Here is a 21399-nt window from a genome sequence, read left to right on the forward strand (position 1 = left end):
TCGTTGAAGAATGAATAATGAAGGCTGGGTTTAGCAACCGTTTCGCATTATCCATTGTCAATTAGTCATTAAAATAAGATGGAGTAAGTCACTTTCCCTTTTACAGGTACGATCAACTCCTGCCGTCCATTGCTTTCGCGGATGGTTGGCTTGGCACCCGCTGCATTGTCGATACGAACATACGCCTGATCGTCTACAAGGTACAGGCCGTTTTCGAGCGCGCTGATACTGGCCCCACTGATGATTCGGGCATATAAGTCGCTGGCTGGATTGGTAACGCTCACTTCACGCTGGACGCCGTGCCCATCGCTGAGCACCCGAATTTTATCTTCGACCGTAGCGCCATAACTCTGATAGCGGAACGTAGGGCGGTCACTTTCGTCGAGTACATACCCTTTTGGCCGGAATCCAGAGCCCGTCGTGTCCGTTGTCCAGTTGGCCTGTGGAGACGCTAATTGGCTCAGGAAAAGAACGGGAGCCCCTAGCCGCTGCACCATACCCATTGGGCGCGAAGAACCATCGCCCCGGTCGTGCCACATGGGCGTAGCGTCCAGAAATCCACCCCGCCATACCTGTACCAGTGCTCCCTTGTCCAGATCGTAGGTATAATGTACCTGCTCTGGGCTACCTACCGAAATTGCGTGCGTAACCCGAAGTGTACGGCCTTGCGTGTTTTTTTCGCCGGGCATGTCCATAAAGCTACGCAGGATGGTGTTGGTTGGGGCTTCCACTAGGATCGGGTCAACTTCTTCACCATTACTGCCAGCGCCTTCGCTGATAACAAATTCCCGTACACCCGGACCTGCAACGGTCAAACCCAGAGCAGGCTGGGCCCAGTCGACAAATTTCGAGTAAAGCAACTCAAACGGAAGGTCGCCTTTGGGAAGTGTGGCTTTGCCACTGGCATTCCATTCGCCGGGAGCTACCACCACCTGGTTGTTGATTTTCATCTGACCGCCACCACCGGGTACGCCCAGATTGAAACGGTATTCGCCCGGTTCCGAAACACGAAGGGTGCCTCGATAGCGAATCAGAAACTCGTTTGGAATGCGGCTAACCGAAGCCGACAATACTTTAGTAGCGCCTTCCGATTCGGGGGCGGTTTTGTCGTATTCGGGTTCTTTCTGGAATTTTCCCTTATATACCGAATACGTCAGGTTGACCAGTTCCGGGCGCGGCTTATCATACATGACATACCGGATATTGCGGATGGCTACCGCCCCATGATCGCCCTGAATGCGTATAGGGCCAGTGGCACTTTCCGTATCGAAGGCCGAGCCACGAGTTGGCCCCGTCAGCTCAACATCGTCCTGGATAACCACGCCGTTTAGTTCTATCCGAATCACGCGGGCGTTTTCGGTCTTTTGGCCATTGGCGTTGAAGCGGGGAGCCTGAAACGAAATTTTCAGGTGTTGCCACAGCCCAGGGGCCCGGCTCACATTCTGACGGGCGGCATGGCCTTCGTAGCCTTTCTGCCCTTCCGGCCGTTTTTCGTCCCACCGTTCGTAAACGCCCCCATTGTCATGTACGTTTGGTGTCCGCACATCCCAACTATCGCGAAGCTGGATTTCATACCGACCTTGCAGATACACGCCCGAATTGGATTTGGACGCCATCATGTAATCTAGCTCCAGATCAATATCCCCGTGTTGCAGGGTTGTAAACAGATCATATTTGTACGGATTTTTAGGGTCGGCAGTTGGGTGGGCCAGTGGAATGTTTGCTAAAATACCCGTGCCCTTTGTGGTGACAAGGGTGTTTTCTTTGGCTAAATCGGCCCGAACCCCACCAACAATACGCCAGTTGGAGGCTGGTGATACAAATGCGCTTAAGTCGTTGAGCGGTAGCGAAATACCTGGTGACGGAGCCGGTTGGCCTAGCGAAAGTCCAGCTCCAAGGGCCCATACAACGCCTACTAGCCCGCTAAAACGAGCTGAAAGGGATAGGTTTACCATAGATTTATCATAAGATTTGAAGGGCGAAAGTTACATTTTTTCCGGCTAAAAGACTGCGAATGATTAGTTCGACTTATCTTTGGCCGTTTTACAACGAATCCATTAACTCGAAACATTTTCCATGAAAAACGTACCGTTATCGTTTGCGGCCTGCCTCGGAATCGCCAGTCTCTTTGTTGCCAGTCAGGCTATGGCTCAAACGGAGCCTGCTAAGCAAAATCCTCAATCGACCGAGATTTGGGAACCTGTTCCTCCCGTCGTGACCCCAGGAACAAATTCACCCAACACGGCTGGCACAACGGCTCCGTCAGATGCAATTGTGTTATTCGACGGAAAAAATACTGACGAGTGGGTGGCTATTAAAGGATATGCCCCTGCCAACTGGGAGAAAACCAACGAAGGGCCGTTGAAATGGCCGGTAACGGATGGCGCGATGTACTCGACCAGAGGGTTTTCGGCTCGCTCAAAAAAGGAGTTTACGGACTTTCAACTGCATATTGAGTTTAAATCGCCTGAAAAGGTAGAAGGAACCAGTCAGGGACGTGGCAATAGCGGTATCTTCCTGCAAGGCCGTTACGAACTACAGGTATTGGATAACTACAACAACCCGACCTACGTGAATGGTATGGTTGGTTCGATCTATAAGCAGGCGATTCCGCTGGTGAACCCTAGCCGTAAACCTGGCGAGTGGCAAAGCTATGACATCATCTATCAGGCACCTAAATTCAACAAGGCGGGTATGATGACCGAATTTGCTTATGTGACTGTACTGCTCAATGGGGTACTGGTGCAGAACCATACCGCAATCCGTGGAACAACGGAGTACATTGGCTATCCGAAAGTTCAGGCGCATGGCGCGGGTCCAATCCTGTTGCAGGATCACAACAACCCCGTTGGTTTCCGGAACATCTGGATTCGGGAATTGTAAGAATTGACCGCTTACGAAGTCCAACCAAGCCCTCGACCTATGGCCGGGGGCTTTTTCGTATCATTGTTCGTTTAAATCATGCCCCACGCTTTATGCGATACATTTACCTACTTGCTGTTCTGGTCTGTTTAGGACTGACGGCCTGCTCAACCACCACCGTTTACATTGTCCGTCATGCCGAAAAAGTGTCGGAGGCCGACACGGCCGATTTAACCCCTGCTGGTTACGCTCGTGCTGCTGCTTTAGCGGATCGGCTGGGTAGTGCGTCCATTGATTCGATCTTTACAACGCCCTATCGACGAACCCGGCAGACGGCCCAGCCATTGGCAAAGCGGCTGGGAATTTCGCTGACCGACTACCCGGCAAAACCCATTGATGCGATTGTGAATCGGGTGGCCCGCATCAGTGGGAAGCAGGTGCTGGTGGTTGGGCACAGCAACACCATTCTGGAGATCGCAAAAGGGCTAGGCGCTCAACCGACAATGACCCGAATTGAATCGGGAGATTTCGATAATCTGTTTAGGGTCGATTTGAAGCGGGGGCTGTTTGGCAAGTCTGTGTCTTTTTCGCAGACAACCTACGGGGCGCTTACGACCCCGTAGGTGACTCATTCCACTTATCTACCGTCTTATACGCTGTTTTTGTCAAATCATACAAATGCCGTATTGTCGGGCCTTCTACCGGGCAATACTTTTGTTTCGTCTTTCCAGTCTGCCTCATGAAACACCTTTTCGTAACCACACTTACATTTTTAGCTCTAAGTACTCTATCTGCCGTTCAGGGACAGGGTATCCGGGCCGCAGCCGACCAGATGCCGCAGGTACGTAAAACCGCTTCGGCAATTACACCGACTAATTATAAGGGACGCCAGATTATAGTCGGCAGTGGTGGTGGAGTTACGGGAGCGTCTTCGGCCTATTACCTGCTGGAAAATGGAAAGCTATACGGCCGCCGGACGCGCGACACTACGTTTACCTTCATTGGGCAACAGACGGCTGCCAATACCAAACGAGTATTTTCCATAGCTGAAGTCAACTGCAAAATCCAAACGACGAAGTTCGACCAGCCGGGTAATACCTACAAGTTTGTTCAGTGGCGAAAAGGTAAGGTGAGCCATAAAGTGTCCTGGGGAGCAGTCGGTAAAGAGGTTCCCACGAACTATCCGAAATTTTATGACTCGTTCATGGCCATGATTCCGGCTTCGCTGCGACTGAAATAATCGTACTCTTCGGGGTAAACTTCTACCCTGTAAATCCCAAATCCTAATGAAACCACATCTACTCGTTCTGGCACTTTTAACAACGGGGGCGTCGATAGCGCAACAGCCCAATTCAGGGTTTAGTCGTAAAATGAAAACCTCGGCTCCTACACCAGGATTGGCTCAGCGATTGAACGCAACGGTTGTACCAATTCCGAAAGATCGGCCAGCCGGTCAGATGCTCCTGACAAGGGGAGCTTCTTCTCTTTCGCTGGAACCCGTCCGGCTACGGGTGGTCCGGGATACGGTTACCAATCTGCCCGTATTCATCGAGCGGAAAAAGTCGCCTGCGCTGGGCGTTAATGCGAGCCGAAAAAGTGGAGCACGGCTGTCGGCAGCAGCGGCAGCATCGGTCACATTTCAGTTTATGGGGCAGGTTCGTGACCTGCTCAGGCTTGATAAACCTGAGGATAACTTTACCATTTCACGAACCGAAACAGATGATTTGGGCCAAACGCATATTCGGCTGGCGCAAACCTATCGAGGTGTACCGATTCTGGGGTCTGAACTGGTCGCGCACCTCACCGATGGTGAAGTAACGTCGATCAACGGTCGCTATCAGCCTGCACCCGAAGGGCTGACCACAACGCCCAAATTAGCCCTTCCTGACGCATCGGCCCTGGCCCTGACCGATGTTCGGAAAACGTCGACGGTTCGGTCATTTGGTGATAATCTTCTGAATTTAAAGTCGTCGGAAGGGGTGCTGTGTATTTTTACAATGCCCGATGGAGCCGCCCGACTGGCTTATGCGCTGACCGTCCGGCCCAATATGCTCGAACGCTGGGAGTATGTCATTGATGCACAGACTGGCGATGTACTGGATAAATACAATCATACCTGTTCGTTTGTAGGGCCGATTAAAGCAACGGGTAAAGATCTGAACGGCGTAACCCGCTCGTTTCAAACCTACCAGCAGTCGACCAATTCGTACTACATGATCGACGCATCACGGGCGATGTTTAAATCGACTTCATCGAAAATGCCGGATAGTCCTGTAGGGGCACTTTGGACGATCGATGCTCGAAACACCTTTGGCAATAATCAGAAATTTTACCAGATCACCTCCACCAGCAATGCCGACTGGAGTCCTACGGCTATTTCGGCGCATTATAATGGGGGCATTGCCTACGAATATTACCTGAATACGTTCAAACGGAATGCACTCAGTGGTACAGGCGAAACGATGGTTTCGATCGTCAATATGCCCGACGATGATGGCAAGACGATGGATAATGCCTTCTGGAATGGTAAAATGATGGCCTATGGCAATGGCAAACTGCTGAAACCCCTGGCTGGTGGCCTGGATGTGGCTGGGCATGAAATGACCCATGGCGTTATTCAGAACACCGCCAATTTGCAATACAAAAGCCAGTCGGGTGCCATCAACGAGTCGATGGCCGATGTATTTGGGGCGATGATCGACCGTACCAACTGGACCATAGGCGAGCAGATCGCCACCCCCGCCTTATTGCCTTCGGGTGCCCTGCGCGACCTGTCGAATCCGAATCAGGGGGGGAAATCGAAAGATCCGAATGGCTATCAGCCCGCTACCATGTCGCAATATGAAACTACCAGCGACGACAACGGTGGCGTCCATACCAACAGCGGCATTCCGAATTTCGCGTTCTATAAATTCGCAACGGCTATCGGGAAAGACAAAGCCGAGCAAGTCTATTACCGGGCTTTGACAACCTATCTGGTGCGTACTTCCCAGTTTCTGGATCTTCGACTGGCCGTTATCAAAGCGGCTGGTGATCTATATGGAGCCAGTGGCGCAGAAGTAACGGCTGCCAAAAATGCCTTCGATGCCGTAGGCATTACCGATGGAACCCAAACGAATCCTGGTAAACAGCCCGATATTCCGGCTGCCTCGGGTCAGGACCTGATCTTACTGGCTGATGCCAGCACCTCGAAAGTGTATTCAACTACCGTCGGTGTTTCGCCCGCTAAATTTGATCTGAAATCAACCTTAGGTTTGGTACACCGCCCCAGCGTTACCGACGATGGAAAGTATGCCTATTATGTAACGACGGACAAGCGCATTCGTCGGGTTAACCTAACTGGTACCCCTACGGAAACGATTGTTTTCGACCAGCAAATCTGGGATAATGTGGCTATTTCACGAGATGGAAAGCGATTGGCAGCGTTAAAAGCGGATGCGGATAAATCGATTTGGGTGTATAGCTTTGACAAGCAGAAATGGGTACAGTTTCAACTGTATAATCCAACCACGGCTCAGGGTGTTCAAACGGGCAATGTACAATATGCCGATTCCTTTGAATGGGATTTTACGGGCGAAAACATTGTGTATGATGCCTATAATACTCTAGAAAGTAGTTCCGGGGCCAACATTGACTATTGGGATGTGGGCTTTATCAATGTCTGGAGTAACAGTGCGGTCGATTTTGCTAAAGGACAGATCGAAAAACTGTTTACAAACCTCGACGAAGGCGAAAGCGTAGGGAATCCGTCGTTCTCGAAAAATTCGCCGGATGTTATCGCCTTTGACTATTATAATGCCGACGACGACAGTTATTACGTGTTAGCCGCTGATCTGAGCACGGGCAAACTGCAAGTTGTTTATGAAAACATCGTATTGGGGTTCCCCAGTTATTCGCGTCTAGACAACCAGTTGGTTTTCAATACGGAGTCTGGTTCAAGCGAAAATGTATCAGCTATCAACCTGGCGACTAATAAAATTTCGGCTTCGGGGAATGCTTCCGTTTTATACACCGGGGCAAAATGGCCCGTTTGGTACACAACGGCGGCTCGTGTGCAGAAAGCAGTTCAGACCATTACCTTCGATGCCATCTCAGATCGGTACGTCAATCAGGGCGATCTGGTTCTGAAAGCGACCTGTTCCTCGAATCTGGCCGTTGGTTTTCTGGTGAAAAGTGGTCCTGCAACGCTTAGTGGCTCAACGCTGAAATTCAACGGGGTAGGCAGTGTGACGGTACAGGCTTTTCAGAACGGGAACGACCAGTTTGCGGCTGCCTCTACCGTGGAGCGAACGTTCAACGTACTGGCGGTAACTGGAACCGAACCGGCCTGGGCCGATGCCTTGTTGGTGTATCCGAACCCAGTCAATACAACGCTTACAATAGAACTGCCCGGTGCCGAAACGATTGAAAGCTTGTCAGTCCGTACACTGACGGGTGCAACGGTGTTACAACCATCCCTTCGGGGCCGACAGCGTAATGCTACGCTCGATGTTAGTCAATTGCCCAAAGGATTCTATTTTCTGGAAGTGCAGACCGCAAATGGTAAGGCAAACCGAAAACTAATGAAAGAATAAGCAATGACGTTTGATTCTTCCCGCCGTCTTAGTACGTGTATTCAATAAAACTGTATATTTGACCATGTACCTGGAAGAACGCGTCGAGCAATTAGAAACCCTGGCTGTTGATCACGGACGGCAGATCGAAACCATTGCCAAGGGAGTAGCTGATTTAACCGTAACCGTCAATCATCGCTTTGATCGGATTGACGATCGCTTTGATCAAATTGATAAGCGATTTAGTCAGATTGACGAACGATTTAGTCAAATTGATGAACGATTTGTTCAGATTGACGAACGATTCGATCGAGTTGAAAAAGATATATCAGAACTTAAATCTGATGTTTCTGAGCTAAAAGCTGGACAGGCGAGACTGGAGCAAACGCAACAATTGATTCTGACAATTTTGCAGGAGCGACTAAAGTAAATAATTCCTTTTTTACAAAAAATGGGGCTGACAAGGTTACCTTGTCAGCCCCATTTTTTTTGCCATTCTGGTGGTCATTTAATTGTTGACGTGTTGAAAATTGACTGCATTCGTTTGATCATTGATCGTAAATGAAATATGTTTTCCAGAAAGTTGTGCTTCCTCAATAGTGGCTCTTAAAGCTTGATTATTAATGACGTGATCATCTAACGTCAAATTTCTATATTTTGAAAGACCGTTCCAGAAATCATTGAATGCCGATGAATTGTCATCTTCTTCCAACTGAAACCGGATCGGTAAGTTATACATTACATTGACCGCTTTGCCATTTTGCCGGGCAGGTGTCCAGTTGGGCATTTGCTCAACTACCCGAACGGCTTCTTCGTCGGCTCCATAACCGATGCCTCTCAGAACCTCTACATTCGTAATCTCGCCTTTGTCTGTAACAACGAAACGGACAAAGACCTTACCCTCTACCTTGGCTTTCACGGCGGCTTCCGGATATTTTAGGTTCTCGCCCAGATATTCACCTAACTTTTTCATCCCCCCTGGAAATTGAGGGTGGTCTTCAACTACAGTAAACACTTCGCCTTCTACCTTCACCGGCTTTCTTGCGGCTGAAACGGGCAGGTCTTTCTCCGATTGCGTACACATAAGCAGACCGACGGCCAGCGGTAGTACTAACGCATAACCGAACAAGGCCCGGCGTTTTGATACAGGTTTTTTGAGCATGATAATTCGCTGTTTAAGGGTTGATTTTGATACAAAAGGGGTAATCAGTGCCGTAGGTGATACGTTGAGGGCGTAGGCGACTAATTGCTGCGGGTAGTCGGGCTGGGGCGTTTTTAGAACGGCTCGGTCGGCTAGAAACTCGTGGACTTCCTGCAGGGCACGTTTGTAGTAAATCAGTATAGGGTTGAACCAGAGGATTAGTTGTACCAGCTCCAGAATGAGTATATCGACCGTATGACGTTGTCGGATGTGGGATTCTTCATGACAGAGTAGCGCATCAGGCTCAGCAAGGGCGTCTCTTCGGTTCAGAACCAGGTAAGGCCCAAAGGAAAACGACGGTGAGGAATCATCGGGAAGCCGAACCAGTATGTAAGCTCCTCGTTTTTCAGCTTTGCCTGAGTGTATGAGCCGGAAAACAGCCCATACATTGAGCACCAACCGGATGAACATGGCGAGTATGCCTGAGGCATAAACAATACTGATCCGATCGACTAGCGTTAGGGAGTAATCGCTGGCTGACTGTTGACCAACCACAAACGTCGGCAAGTTTATACTTCCCTTCGGAAGCGAGGTAAGGGTTTCGTTGGGAAGCTCAACGAAAGGCAAGACCAGTGATAAACCAATGGATAGGAGCAAATATGCCCGATTTAGCCCGAAAAAGGTGTTTCGCCGAAGCAGCAAGGCGTAGCAACTGTAGAACAGGATAAGAAACAAACTGGCTGTGAGGAAATAGCTGAAGGTGTTCATTTCGTTTTTGTAGTTATGAGTACGACACCATTTTTTCCTTTTGCACCATAAGCTGCTATGGCCGAGGCATCTTTCAGTACAGAGATGCTTTCAATATCATTGGGATTTAAATCCTGAACGGTTTTATAGCGTAGTGTAGAAGTTGACTTTGAATCCTTTGGTACTTCAACACCATCAATGATGTATAGAGGGTCTCCATCATGAAATATATTGCCCCGAATAGCTATACTAGGCCCCGGTTTTCGTGACGAATCAGCGAGTCGATAGTAGGGGCTAACGTCGTTATAGAGGGCGAACCGGCCATTTTTACTGTTATCGATAATATAACCTGACTTTTGAGATGAATCCGGTTCTGATTGTAATACTTGTCCCGTCCGTTTATCTGCGGCCTTTTCAAGCTGGAACTGAATGGGCAGGTTGTATTGTACCGAAACCGCTTCTCCATGCTGTCTGCCGGGATTCCATTTAGGCATCTGGCTCACTACCCGAACCGCTTCTTCATCACAACCGCCACCAATGCCTTTCAATACACGTAAATTCTGAATATCGCCCTGCTGCGTAACAACAAACTGTACGAATACCCGGCCCTGTATCCGGCTCTGCTGGGCTTCTTTAGGGTAGCGTAGGTTACGAGCGAGGTACATACCTAAAGCCCGCATACCTCCCGGAAACTCAGGGACCTGTTCCACAACGGTAAAAACTTCGCCTTTACCTGAGGATGAGCTTTGGGCTTTATTTTGCGGATTTACCGGGGAAGTAGGCTTTGTGGTTGGTTCATAGGCTACGACGACTACTTCGTTCAACTTATTACTTTGTATCCGCAGGCTGGCATTGATCGATGAACGGCTTTTCACCTCTACCACGGCTGTCTCAAAGCCAACAAAACTGAACACCAACGAAGCCGTTTTCGGTATGTTGGTCAGGCGATACTTCCCGTTTGCATCTGTTGTTGTGCCCACATTGGTATTTTTAAGAATAACACTCACTCCCGGCAATGGCTTCCCATCGGCTGCATTTGTCACTCGTCCCGAAACGGTGATCGTTTCGTCGGTTGCCTGACTGACCATATCCGTTAGCTGTTCTCGGGCTGTAGTCATAGCCAGTAAGCCCAGGGCGAGCGGGAGAATCAATACGTACTTACCCAAGGCCCATCGTGTAGTGGCTTTTTGATGAAGCATAAGGATGCGTTGCTTCAGCATGGAAGGATTGAAAAACCCATTAACAAGCGCATCGGGCTGCTGACCAAAGGTGTATTGCACCAGAAAATGGGCGTAGTCGCTCGGTTGTGAAATGGCTTTATCGGCCAGAAACTCATGAACCTGCCGGAGCATACGATCAATCAACCATAAAGCCGGACAGGTCCAGAATACCGCTCGTAGCAGTGCCATACCCAATACATCAAGGCTATGATGTTGCCGGATGTGAACGAGTTCGTGGCTGATAATGACCGGATTGCCTTTGTCATCTGGATTTAAAACCAGATACCGGAAAAATGAAAAGGTTGGTGCGGCCTCCGTGGGTTCTACGACTACATAATCGTCAAAAACCTGCTGGTTTGCCCGACGGATGAAAGCCATCAACCGAGCTGTGTGAACAATCAGTCGTAGAACGAGCAACATACCAATAAGACTATACACAATCAAACCGATTTGATTCCAGTCAGGCCCTGTTTCTTCGGGTATTGCTATAGCCGATACAGGGAGTACAATCACACCCATTGGTACTGGAAGGGTTTCAGCCGTTTGTGTGGGCAGACTGACGAGGGGTAGCACCAGCGAGGCTATGGCCGAAAGCAACAAATAGGCTCGGTTCAGGCTAAAAAACGTATGCCGACGGAGCAGGAGCCAGTAGCAGCCTGCGAACAACAGGCCGTACAGGTTGGCTTTTAGGAAATAGTCGAGCGTATTCATTGGTCTTTCTGCTGGTTTAGGAGTTTAATGATTTCGTCGGCTTCGTTCAGGCTGATATTCTTATCCTTTACGAAAAACGATACCAGTTTTTTGAGTGAATTATCGAAGTAGTTCGCCATAAGTTGCTCGGTCTGGAAACGACGGTATTCTTCTTCGGTAATCAGCGGGTAGTACTCATGCGTTTTTCCATAGGCTGTGTAGCCAACCAGTTCCTTTTTCTCCAGAATGCGGATGATAGTCGAAACGGTATTGTAGGCAGGTTTGGGCTCCGGAAGTTCGGCCAGTACGTCTTTGACAAACCCTTTTTTGAGTTGCCAAAGCACGCGCATAATTTCTTCTTCGGCTTTGGTAAGTTCACGGATCGGCATGATGGGTTAAGGCTAATGGTTTGATAAACGAAAGGTATGACTAATGAATTAGTTTTACAACTAATAGATTAGTTATTTGTTTCAAAAAAACAGGAAACCTCATTTTTGAGATAAAAATGAGGTTTCCTGTTTTTTTGAACTTGTTTTAACTTTCTCTAATCAAGATATAATGGGTGTATTTTGTCATCCCGAGGAACGAGGGATCTTCGGTTACCGAAGGTTTTTCAGCCTCGCCCGAAGATCCCTCGTTCCTCGGGATGACAAAAAAGCGATTAGAACAAAAGTTTTTAAACAGGCTCTCCGTTTAGTTCTGCAATGCAGGACCAGCAGCCGTCCAGCTAACTGGAATATTGGACAGATACCAGCTTTTACCGTTGTCGTTGTTGCCCTGGAAAAACAAATAGGTTTTGCCTTTTGGATCGGTGAAAATATGCGGATGGCCGGACTCGCTGGAATTCCAGGAACCGGGCTGTCCATTTTTCAGGAAAGGCGCATTGCTGACCCGCTCCCAATGTAAGCCGTCCTGACTTCTGGCGACGCCGATCTGCTGTGGCCAGTTGTTATAGGCACCCGCATAAAACATATAGAGTGCGCCATTTCGCTCAATCACTGACGCACCCTCAATACACTCACCTTCCCAAGGTAGTTCGGGTTTTAGAATCGGCCCGTCAATAGCCTGCTGATGCCAGTCGCTCCGGTTGAAGTTCGTGTTGGCGGGCGCAACCGCTACGCCCAGTTGCTGAATCTTGAAGGCTGGATCGCGGGTTGCGAAATAGAGAAAATACTGATTTTTAAAGAGAATTACCTCCGCATCGATCGCTCGTCCGCACGACCAGTCGCTGATAGCCGGGTGAAAAATTGGATTGGTCGGATTTCGGTCGAAATGAATACCATCTTTCGAAACGGCGTGGCAAATGGCATCGTTGCGGCCATTGCCGTAGGTCTGATAAAACAGATGCACAGCCCCATCGCGAATGAGCGCACCCGGCGCGCACAGGCCTTTTTGCTCATAGGCCGTCGTGGGGACAATTTCGCCCACTTTCTGCCAGTTCGTTAGATTGGTACTTTCGGCAATGCCAATACCCCAATGCTCGGCTCCGGCTGAATCTTTATAAAGAGGAACGGAATAGTATAGCAGATAGCGGTTCCTGAACCAGACTACATGGGGGTCTTTCGAAAATCCTGGCTTGCGATGAGTTGTGTCGGCAAACAGCATTTTCGGGCGTGGCGTTTGCGCCAATGCGGGTTTGGACAGGCTAATCCACAACAAAGCGATGGTTGTGAATAGAGTAGTAACTGACTGGTTCATAGTAGATTCCTAGTAGACTCAGAATCAAACGGTTTTTAATAATTTCATGCCAAAACCCGGTGCCGATGATGGAACCAGTTGACCGCCAACCAGCTTGTAATCGCCAAAGTCAATGTCATCGCTGGTACAGGGGACGCCTTCAATCGTGACGGTGTTGCCTAATGCGCCTGTCAGGTGAGCGGTGTAGTAGGTTTTGAGCAACTCACCGAACGCATGGGGCGATGCCTGAATACCCATCTTCTGCAGTTCGGGCATAATTTTTCGCCAGGGCGTAAAACCATAGCCCATAATGTCGGTGATGTGTACGTCGATCAGTTTCTGGGTTTCCAGTTCGCGGAGGAGCTTTTGATCGGGATCGTATTCGCCGTCGGCCAGTAGTGTTTTTACCTTGTTGGCCGTCAGCCAATCCCGCAGTTTCCGGTAGTCGGCTACGGTTTCGGCAAAGGGTTCTTCGATCCAGAACAGCGGAATATCGCCAATACCTTTTACGTAAGCAATCATGCTATCGGGTGTGAAACCGTCATTGCCATCAACCAGAATATCGCAGTTGGGGAAGGTTTTAGCGACAAGTTTGGTCACCTCAATATCCCGTTGCAGCCCCGCCGATTTATCCATCCACATATTGCCCCGCCCGATTTTGAGCTTGAACTGGCGGTAGCCCATGTCATAATCGTGCTTACATTCTTCGAGGATTTTATCGAATCCATTAGCCAGCGTTCCTACTTTCCCTTCTTTCGGCTCCAGTTCGTCGAAATAAATCATACCGCTGTAACACTTGGTCAGGATCGGCTTTTTTCGGCCCATTGACTGATAAACGGGCTTGTTGAGAATCACCCCCGCCAGATCGTGTAGCGGAACATCGAACGCCAGTGCTTTCGTGTCGGTAACCCCCTGGGCTGGTTGGAACAATTCTGCTACCCGTTTCCCTTTGACATAGGTGATCACTTCGTCATTACGTCGACCGTTGGGTTGACCCCAGCCTTTGGCTCCCTGATCGGTGGTGAGCATGCAGACCGTCACTTTGGGGCCATAGCCGTGAATATCCCGACGGGCATTTTTACCCACGAAACGCGGCCATTTCAACTGAACTTCGGTATAGCTGACATCGGCAATTTTGTGCTTCATCAGGTCGTCGGCTCCCGCGTAATTGAAAAGGGAAGTAGCTGCCTGGCTAGCGGTTACAGGACTGAGCGCAAGTGCCGAGGCACTGGTCAACTGGTTGAGGAAGGTTCTACGTTTCATAGTGGTGCAAGGTTTAGATTTTGTTATGCTGACGAAGGAAGCATCTTCGGAAATGCCTTTTGATCCTACTTCCGAAGATGTTTCCTTCGTCAGCATGACAGAAATACACTCATTTTTCCGTGAGGTCAGATTGAAGAACCCGCCCGCACTGACAGCATGCCCAAAACACACTCACTTGAACAACGGCGCGTGAATTTGGCGGAGCGTTTCGACGGGGATTTTAATAACTTCCCGATCGTAGGTAAGTAAGCCATTCACTTCGCCTTCCACATCCGTCGTCTGCGTATATACAGCCGCTGACAAGGCCTGTTTCTGATAATACTCAATGATTTTGGCGTACTTTTTCCGATACGCCTGCTCCACGACATCGGCCGATTGATAGGTCTGATAGCCCCAGTTGCGCATATTCGGATTCCAGAGATGCCCCTGAACTGGCCAGCCGATACCGCCAAACTCGCCAATGACAACAACCCGGTTGGCTTTAGGAGCGGGCGCGTTGGGTTCTTCCTGATAGGTGTGAATGTCGTAGAATTCACCAGCCCCCCGGTCGTTCCAGCCACTGACGGCATTGACCGTTCGGCTTGGGTCGATGGCTTTCACCCAGTCGGATAGTCGGTTGTTGTCGTATTGTCCCCAACCTTCGTTATGCACTACCCAGGTTACAATACTTGGATGATTGTGCAGACGATTCATCATCCGGCGAAGTTCCAGTTCAAACTGCTCTTTCCCTTTCGACCGACGAATGGGTTCCGACTGATCACCGGGCGCTTCGTTTTGGCCTTCCAGAAAACCCGACGGCATATCCTGCCAGACCAGTATCCCCAACTTATCACAGAGGTAGTAGTAGCGTTCGGGCTCGACCTTGATGTGTTTACGGAGCATGTTGAAGCCCGATTTTTTGAGGAAATCGATCTCAAACGTCATGCCCTCGTCGGACGGAGGTGTTAGTAAACCACCCGGCCACCAACCCTGATCGAGCGGGCCGTTCTGGAAAACAAACTTGTTGTTCAACAGCAAAACCGGCTGATTTGCAACGGGGCCTGGACCTACTGAAATCTTCCGCATGGCGAAATAGCCCGTTACAACATCTTGCGGATTCCCTGTAACGGTTGCATTCGCGTAAGCCGTTCGTAAGGCTTCGTCTTGTCGTGGGCGTCGGTTACGGGGGGTATCACCGAAGGGATCGGTAACGGTCACGAGTTCAACCCGGTAATCATACAGGAATGGCTTATCCGGCGACCAGAGTTTTGGGCTTTTGATCGACAAATAGGCCGCTCTTCCCGCGCGAACCAGCGTTGAGGCTACAGTTTGATTGCCGTCTAATGCCGTTACCCGGATTGCCGTCGTAAAGTTATTGGCAGGTTTATCGAGCAATACCTCTACCCGGACACGGCTGGAATCCAATTCGGGGGTGAGCCGTACTTCTTCGATGTAAGTCTGTTTAGGAACCGGCTCCATCCAGACTGTTTGCCAGATACCCGAAACGGGTGTGTACCAGATGCCGTTGGGATTCAGCAGCTGTTTGCCACGCGGTTGCTCACCCGTTGAGGTTGGGTCGGTAACGCCCAGAACGAGTTCGTTAGCGCCGTCTTTCAAATAATCCGTAATGTCGAAGCTAAACGAGTCGGAACCTCCCGTGTGCGAGCCAACCAGCCCATCATTGACCCACAGATTGCATTCGTAGTCGACGGCACCAAAATGGAGGATTATCCGCTGGCCGTTCCAGTCACTGGGCAGGCTGATGGTACGGCGATACCACAACCGCTGGTCAGGCAGGAGCGATTTTGTGACTTTCGACAGAGTCGATTCAACGGCAAACGGAACCAGAATCTGACCACTGAACTGCGTCGGTTTAGGAGCCGTTTTGGCCGTAATAGCATAGTCCCAAAGGCCATTCAGATTTTGCCACTGTTTCCGTACCAACTGTGGACGGGGGTATTCGCGCCAGGCATTTTCGGGCGTTACCTGCTTTTCCCAGCGACTCATAATCGGCGCAGGCTGAAGCTGACTGACGGCTGGCGTTTGGGCAAAAGAAAATGGAGTGGCAAAGAGGGTAGAAAGTAGGGCGAGTAACTTTATCTCACCCCCTCTCTTGATTTCAGGAGAGGGTAGATAGCTTGAATGATAGTTCATGGTCGTTTATTTAGCCAGTTTGCTTTCGAGCATTTTAATATAGTAACCGCCAACGACGGACCGGGCCTGGAAACCAACTTGCTTGGCATTGGTGGTTTCGTGCCAGTCGGAAAGGGGAACCCGCGATGGGGTTTCGTTGGCATACCGCCAGACGGGTCGTACCAGGGCCTGGAAATCCTTGGAGGAAGTTGCCATGGTAGCCGTCCACATGATCCAGTCCGATTTGGTGTAGGTCTTGCGACTGTCTAAGGGGAGACCGTAGGGCTGCTGCTTGGTGAGGTAGTAGTCAATTTCCTTTTTGGCAATGTCTTTCGGGAAGATGTTGATGCCCAAAAGCCGATCCCACACCAGGTTATACTTCTGGCTCCAGGTGTCGCCCGGATTTTCGAACGTCAGGTCGTAGTGGGTTTTATCCGACGCGGTTTTGTCCAGCGCGAGCGGCTGCCACTTAGCGGCCATCTCTTTGGCCGTTTTCAGGTAGCTTTCGGCCGTTGCTTTGTCGCCCAGTTGAGCGGCTAGTTGCCCATAAGCGGCAATGCCCAGAATCGCTTTGATCGACAGGTTGGCGTTGCGGGCAATATGACCAGCAAAGTCGTCGGTGCAGAGCTGATTGGCGGGGTCGAAACCGTCTTTTTTCAGATAATCTACCCAGGTTGTCAGCGTTTTCCAGTGTTGCTTGGCGTAGTTGGCGTTGCCCTCGACTTTACCAATAGCACCCATCAAAATCAGCATATTCCCGCATTCTTCAACGGGCATATCTTCGCCATATGTTTGTCCGTTAGCGAGCGGGTACGTACCTACGTCATGAGCGGCAAATGGCTTGGTCCAGCGACCGCTTTCGGAGTATTGGAAGATCGGCTCCATCATGCCTTTCAGCAGGACCGGGTTGTAGAGCAGGTAAAGCGGAGCCGAGGGATAGGTAATATCGACGGTACCGATGGAGCCATTGGAGAAGTTTTCCTTTGAGAAGAAAAGCACTTCCCCTTTCGGGCCCGCTACGATTTTATGCGCGGCAATGGACTGACGATAGGCAAGTACGCAAAGATCGGCATATTCTTTACCACCGGCTTTCTGAGCGTCGGCACGAAGTTTAGCATCGAACGCAGTACATTTCTGATGCAGTCGATTATAGTCACTCTCTGCGAAATGCAATAAGTCGGCCATTGCCGTTTTCCCATCCCGACGCCACCACGGGCGTAAGTTTTGCTTAAAATATTGCACCGAATACAGATCATCATAACCCAGCAATAGGTGTTTGGTAGCTGAGCCTGTTAGATTGTTAAAGTCCAGAACGGCAGCCATAGCTATATCGACGGCAGCTTTCGCACCTGGTCGTGCGCCCGTAGTCGGGAGTTGACCTTTGGCTAAAAATGCCTGTTTCAGCGCACTGGCTAGTCCTGATGCGGTCTGATTGCCGGTTTGTTGAGGGGCAGCCAGATACGCGTACCCCCAATCGATGCGGACGTTATCTCCCTTACGGCCCAACACGGCTTGGGATTCTGTACCGACTACCTGATAAGTCAGGCCATTCGACTGAGCGGTTTTGGTAATTACCTCCTGACCGATGGTGTTGGTGGCAATGGTGCCTGCTTCACTGAAAAATACCTGTACCGAGTGCGGCTTCTTATCCGACGACTGTACGTCGAACGTAACGTAGCTCACAGGTCGGGCCGCTACCTCCAGTTCATCGAGCAGCAGGGGCGACAGAAAATTTACCATCAGGTTGACAGGCCCGGCCGTAAAGCTATAACGGGTCTGGGTCGCCGATACGGTCACATCGGTTTGCGTAGCTGTGGTAATGGATGAGTTGGTAATAGGGTTAACAATACCAACATCGATAAACGACCCTCCGCGTGGGCTTACACAATGCACCGCCAGCACGTTTTTGCCGGTTTTCAGCGCCTTCTGACCGGCTTCGGGGAAGGGTAAGTTGATGTATTCGTTGACGTAGTCGGGCTTGTCCAGAATTTTAGTGCCGTTGAGGTAGATCACTACATCGTCATCATGGTTCAGCACCAGCAATAGTTTCGATGGATCGGCTTTGCCATCGTAGGTAAATTCCCGACGCACGTAGATCCCCTCTTTCATCGTCTGGCTATTGACCCATTTGGTATGCGCATCGGGCGTATCGCCAAAAGGCCCCGTACCCGTTGCCCATTTGCTATCGTCAAAATCTGATTTTTCCCAGCCTTTATCGGGCTTTTCCAATGTGTATCGGGCCTGGTAGGGTTTCGATTCGCCGGTTGCCAGAATGGGTTCGTAAGTGGTGGGCACAGCACCCAGAAACTGATACGGTTTGCCATCGATCCGGATAATCCCCTCCAATGATTGGGGTTTGCCAGTCCAGTGGCGGGTAGGGGAGTCGGTTAGTTTATCCGTCATACTCCACAAGCTAAAATAGGGGTCGTGGGTGATGAGTGGATAGGCGGGTGGGCGCAGGCTCTGGGCCTGAGTCCAGCCAGCTATGAAGAGAAAGAAAAGAAGTGTTGACGCGTACTGAATTGGTTTATTGCGCATTGGCAGTGGAGTTTTTTCGGATATAGTAAACTATACCTTAAACCCGACCTACGGTTACCTTTACTTATCGAGGGTAGGATAATCGCTCAATATGCTTTGGAAGGAAGAGAATAAATGAATGTCATCCTGGTTGACAAGCCCTCTGTAAACTCCCTTATATCCTATTCTATATGAAGCATGTATTCGTTTGGCTAACCATGCTGATTTTGGCAGGCCATGCCGTGCAATCGGTTGCACAACAAATTTCGAAAGAAGAGTTAATTTTCCTGACTCCCGACTGGAAAGGTGAACGGTTCCCGGATGGTCGCCCGAAAGTACCAGATGCCATTTTAAAACGGATGAAACTTGTCACGCAGGAAGAAGCCTGGGCGGTGCTGAAAGGAGAAAAATACCGGTATCAGTATGCAGGTGGCTGGCAGACCATCAACCCCGATAGTGTGCTGGTTGGGCGGGCCGTAACGGCCACATTCATGCCGGGTCGTCCTGATGTTCATCGGGTCACGGACGAAAAAGGCCATACCAAAGACGGTCGGGTAAAATCGCAGAACGCCTGGCCGATTGACCTGCTCGTGAAAGGCGATGTATATGTGGTCGACCAGTTTGATATGCATGAAGATGGCCCAACCATTGGCGATAACCTCGGCAATTCCATCTATGCCAAAACAGGCAACGGTATTGTGTATGAAGGAGCCGTTCGCGACATCGCCGGATTAAAGGAAATTGGTGGTTTTACGTCGTATTTCCGCAGTTATCACCCCTCACACCACAACCCGGAAGGCGATCTGAACACAACTTTGGTCGGCATCAATCGGCCAACCCGGATCGGTAAAGTGATGGTCATGCCGGGCGACATCGTATTGGGTCGTGATGGAGGTGTTTGTTTTATTCCGCCCCATCTGGCCGAAAAAGTAGTGAAAACTTCCGAGATCATTCGGTTGCGGGATATGTTCGGGCATCAGCGGCTGCGCGAGCAGAAGTATACACCGGGCCAGATCGATACGCGCTGGTCGGATGAGATCGAAAAAGATTTCTCGCAGTGGCTGAATTCGCACATTAATGAACTCCCTGTTCCGAAAGAGCAGATTCAGGAATTTCTCAAAAATCGAACCTGGTAAAAATTGCATAGTCAGGAATAGTCAAGTATGGTCAAGAATTGACCATGCCTGACCATACCTGACCATACCTGACCATACTTGACTACCCCTGACCACCCTTGACAATATCTGTCCATTTCTGACCTCATTTCTTATGAAAACGTCAAGACGTTCCTTCCTGACCAAAAGCGCCCTAGCCAGCGTATTTAGCGGTAGTGCCTTGTCCAGCTTTGGCGAAGGGCTGGAAACCGCCATTGAGCGGACCCCACTTTCGTCGGCTCCGTCGGATCTGAAAATTACCGACATAAAATGTGGCTACACACGCGGTGGTCATAGTCTGTTTGTGAAAGTGCACACCAATCAGGGAATCTGGGGATGTGGCGAAGCCGTCGATGCATCGGTCGGAACCTACCACCTGGTCAAACTGATTGGGCAACGTATTAAAGGCCGAAGCCCGCTGAATGTCAACCGTATTTTCGAAGATGTTCGAAAGTCGGGGTTCTTCGAGGGAGCACAGGCGGGTATATATGTATCGGTACTGTCGGCGGTCGAAACGGCCCTTTGGGATCTGGCCGGAAAGGCGCTTGGCTTGCCCGTGTATCAACTGCTTGGCGGAAAGTTTCGGGATAAAATCCGGGTGTACTGCGATACGGGAGCGTATCGGGAGACGGATACCAGCCCGGAATCGTTTGGGAAGAGTGCCAAACGGGCGGTCGATATGGGTTTTACGGCCGTCAAATACGACATCGACGAGCGCAACGACCCCAACAAATATGACGCCTACAACTGGACAGCCAGCCCCGGCGAACTGGAACGTATGTACAACCAGATTGCAGGGGTTCGTGAAGCCGTTGGACCTAAAATCGATATCTGCGTCGATATGCACGGGCGCTACGACATGACCACGGGCCGACGGGTGGCCAAGATGATGGAGCCGCTTAAATTGCTCTTTCTGGAAGAGCCCATCCCGGCCGAAAACCCCGAAGCGTACCGACAAATCCGGGAAATAACGACGACCCCCATCTGTGCAGGCGAAAACCATTACTTGGCTCATGGCTTCCGTCGGCTGCTCGAAATCGGGGCTGTCGACATCATCATGCCCGACTTGCAGAAGGCAGGTGGACTGGGCGAAGCCCAGCGGATTGCCAATCTGGCAAATTTGTATTACGTACCCTTTGCCCCACACATGGTCGCGTCGTATCTGGGGGCCATGGCGTCGAGTCACGTATGTGCGTCGGTGCCCAACTTCCTGATTCTGGAGTGGCAGATTTATTTCCACGAGGAGCCGATGTTCAAAGAGATCGTTACCTTCGACGGGCCAATGGTGGAGAAAGGGTTTATTCCATTATCCGAAAAACCCGGTATTGGCGTCGAAATCAATGAAGAAGGGATGCGAAAATACGCACCTAAAGATGTTCCGTTCTTTGTATAAGTTTGATACTGAGGCCTAAACGAATGCTACGTTCGTCAGCTATCAGTACGTAAGCACTGTTTTTCACCGC

15 protein-coding genes are annotated in these 21399 nt (G+C 50.2%); 7 read left to right on the top strand and 8 right to left on the bottom strand.

Annotated features, from left to right (window positions below; all coding sequences use genetic code 11):
• Positions 1–68: 68 nt before the first annotated feature.
• Positions 69–1955: a 3-keto-alpha-glucoside-1,2-lyase-like domain-containing protein gene (locus B153_RS0132830; protein WP_020601002.1), complete on the bottom strand. Its 1887-nt coding sequence runs from the start codon at positions 1953–1955 to the stop codon at positions 69–71.
• Positions 1956–2076: 121 nt separating this feature from the next.
• Between B153_RS0132830 and B153_RS0132835 the strand changes: the two genes are divergently transcribed.
• The 5 genes from B153_RS0132835 (at position 2077) to B153_RS36305 (ending at position 7845) form a co-directional block, all read left to right on the top strand.
• A complete protein-coding gene (locus B153_RS0132835) occupies positions 2077–2883 on the top strand; it encodes a 3-keto-disaccharide hydrolase (RefSeq protein WP_020601003.1) in 807 nt (268 codons plus the stop codon).
• Between the two features lie 92 nt (positions 2884–2975).
• Positions 2976–3485 carry a histidine phosphatase family protein gene (locus tag B153_RS0132840; protein ID WP_020601004.1) on the top strand — a complete coding sequence of 170 codons (510 nt, stop codon included), beginning with the start codon at positions 2976–2978 and terminating at the stop codon, positions 3483–3485.
• Positions 3486–3601: 116 nt separating this feature from the next.
• Positions 3602–4102, top strand: coding sequence for an FAD-binding oxidoreductase (locus B153_RS0132845; RefSeq protein ID WP_020601005.1), 501 nt, complete (start codon positions 3602–3604; stop codon positions 4100–4102).
• Positions 4103–4148: 46 nt separating this feature from the next.
• A complete protein-coding gene (locus B153_RS0132850; RefSeq protein WP_020601006.1) occupies positions 4149–7436 on the top strand; it encodes a M4 family metallopeptidase in 3288 nt (1095 codons plus the stop codon).
• A gap of 64 nt (positions 7437–7500) precedes the next feature.
• The gene (locus B153_RS36305; RefSeq protein ID WP_020601007.1) at positions 7501–7845 is read left to right on the top strand and encodes a hypothetical protein; all 345 of its coding nucleotides are present in this window, start codon (positions 7501–7503) and stop codon (positions 7843–7845) included.
• 78 nt (positions 7846–7923) lie between these two features.
• Here B153_RS36305 and B153_RS0132860 read toward each other — a convergent pair whose 3' ends face one another.
• The 7 genes from B153_RS0132860 to B153_RS0132890 all read right to left on the bottom strand — a co-directional run bounded on the left by B153_RS0132860 (position 7924) and on the right by B153_RS0132890 (position 18803).
• On the bottom strand, positions 7924–9324 hold the full coding sequence (locus B153_RS0132860; protein ID WP_020601008.1) for a M56 family metallopeptidase: 1401 nt from the start codon (positions 9322–9324) through the stop codon (positions 7924–7926).
• Positions 9321–11234, bottom strand: a complete 1914-nt coding sequence (locus B153_RS0132865; RefSeq protein ID WP_020601009.1) for a M56 family metallopeptidase — start codon at positions 11232–11234, stop codon at positions 9321–9323. The genes B153_RS0132860 and B153_RS0132865 overlap by 4 nt, the downstream gene beginning before the upstream one ends.
• A complete protein-coding gene (locus B153_RS0132870) occupies positions 11231–11602 on the bottom strand; it encodes a BlaI/MecI/CopY family transcriptional regulator (RefSeq protein ID WP_020601010.1) in 372 nt (123 codons plus the stop codon). The genes B153_RS0132865 and B153_RS0132870 overlap by 4 nt, the downstream gene beginning before the upstream one ends.
• Positions 11603–11906: 304 nt before the next feature.
• Positions 11907–12911: a family 43 glycosylhydrolase gene (locus B153_RS0132875; protein ID WP_040762452.1), complete on the bottom strand. Its 1005-nt coding sequence runs from the start codon at positions 12909–12911 to the stop codon at positions 11907–11909.
• Positions 12912–12935: 24 nt separating this feature from the next.
• A complete protein-coding gene (locus B153_RS0132880; protein ID WP_020601012.1) occupies positions 12936–14153 on the bottom strand; it encodes an enolase C-terminal domain-like protein in 1218 nt (405 codons plus the stop codon).
• A gap of 171 nt (positions 14154–14324) precedes the next feature.
• On the bottom strand, positions 14325–16286 hold the full coding sequence (locus B153_RS0132885; RefSeq protein WP_245564984.1) for a glycoside hydrolase family 2 protein: 1962 nt from the start codon (positions 16284–16286) through the stop codon (positions 14325–14327).
• Between the two features lie 6 nt (positions 16287–16292).
• The gene (locus B153_RS0132890) at positions 16293–18803 is read right to left on the bottom strand and encodes a glutaminase family protein (RefSeq protein WP_020601014.1); all 2511 of its coding nucleotides are present in this window, start codon (positions 18801–18803) and stop codon (positions 16293–16295) included.
• A gap of 170 nt (positions 18804–18973) precedes the next feature.
• Here B153_RS0132890 and B153_RS0132895 point away from each other — a divergent pair, with 170 nt between their 5' ends.
• Both B153_RS0132895 and B153_RS0132900 read left to right on the top strand, forming a co-directional pair.
• Positions 18974–19918, top strand: a complete 945-nt coding sequence (locus B153_RS0132895) for an RraA family protein (RefSeq protein ID WP_020601015.1) — start codon at positions 18974–18976, stop codon at positions 19916–19918.
• Between the two features lie 133 nt (positions 19919–20051).
• The gene (locus B153_RS0132900; RefSeq protein ID WP_020601016.1) at positions 20052–21329 is read left to right on the top strand and encodes a mandelate racemase/muconate lactonizing enzyme family protein; all 1278 of its coding nucleotides are present in this window, start codon (positions 20052–20054) and stop codon (positions 21327–21329) included.
• Positions 21330–21399 lie beyond the last annotated feature (70 nt).

The organism is Spirosoma panaciterrae DSM 21099 (genome assembly GCF_000374025.1).
Lineage (GTDB): Bacteria > Bacteroidota > Bacteroidia > Cytophagales > Spirosomataceae > Spirosoma > Spirosoma panaciterrae.

Excerpts from the sequence above, each read along its gene's own strand:
- B153_RS0132830 (WP_020601002.1), bottom strand. The coding sequence starts at position 1,955 with ATGGTAAACCTATCCCTTTCAGCTCGTTTTAGCGGGCTAGTAGGCGTT.
- B153_RS0132835 (WP_020601003.1), top strand. The coding sequence starts at position 2,077 with ATGAAAAACGTACCGTTATCGTTTGCGGCCTGCCTCGGAATCGCCAGT.
- B153_RS0132840 (WP_020601004.1), top strand. The coding sequence starts at position 2,976 with ATGCGATACATTTACCTACTTGCTGTTCTGGTCTGTTTAGGACTGACG.
- B153_RS0132845 (WP_020601005.1), top strand. The coding sequence starts at position 3,602 with ATGAAACACCTTTTCGTAACCACACTTACATTTTTAGCTCTAAGTACT.
- B153_RS0132850 (WP_020601006.1), top strand. The coding sequence starts at position 4,149 with ATGAAACCACATCTACTCGTTCTGGCACTTTTAACAACGGGGGCGTCG.
- B153_RS36305 (WP_020601007.1), top strand. The coding sequence starts at position 7,501 with ATGTACCTGGAAGAACGCGTCGAGCAATTAGAAACCCTGGCTGTTGAT.
- B153_RS0132860 (WP_020601008.1), bottom strand. The coding sequence starts at position 9,324 with ATGAACACCTTCAGCTATTTCCTCACAGCCAGTTTGTTTCTTATCCTG.
- B153_RS0132865 (WP_020601009.1), bottom strand. The coding sequence starts at position 11,234 with ATGAATACGCTCGACTATTTCCTAAAAGCCAACCTGTACGGCCTGTTG.
- B153_RS0132870 (WP_020601010.1), bottom strand. The coding sequence starts at position 11,602 with ATGCCGATCCGTGAACTTACCAAAGCCGAAGAAGAAATTATGCGCGTG.
- B153_RS0132875 (WP_040762452.1), bottom strand. The coding sequence starts at position 12,911 with ATGAACCAGTCAGTTACTACTCTATTCACAACCATCGCTTTGTTGTGG.
- B153_RS0132880 (WP_020601012.1), bottom strand. The coding sequence starts at position 14,153 with ATGAAACGTAGAACCTTCCTCAACCAGTTGACCAGTGCCTCGGCACTT.
- B153_RS0132885 (WP_245564984.1), bottom strand. The coding sequence starts at position 16,286 with ATGAACTATCATTCAAGCTATCTACCCTCTCCTGAAATCAAGAGAGGG.
- B153_RS0132890 (WP_020601014.1), bottom strand. The coding sequence starts at position 18,803 with ATGCGCAATAAACCAATTCAGTACGCGTCAACACTTCTTTTCTTTCTC.
- B153_RS0132895 (WP_020601015.1), top strand. The coding sequence starts at position 18,974 with ATGAAGCATGTATTCGTTTGGCTAACCATGCTGATTTTGGCAGGCCAT.
- B153_RS0132900 (WP_020601016.1), top strand. The coding sequence starts at position 20,052 with ATGAAAACGTCAAGACGTTCCTTCCTGACCAAAAGCGCCCTAGCCAGC.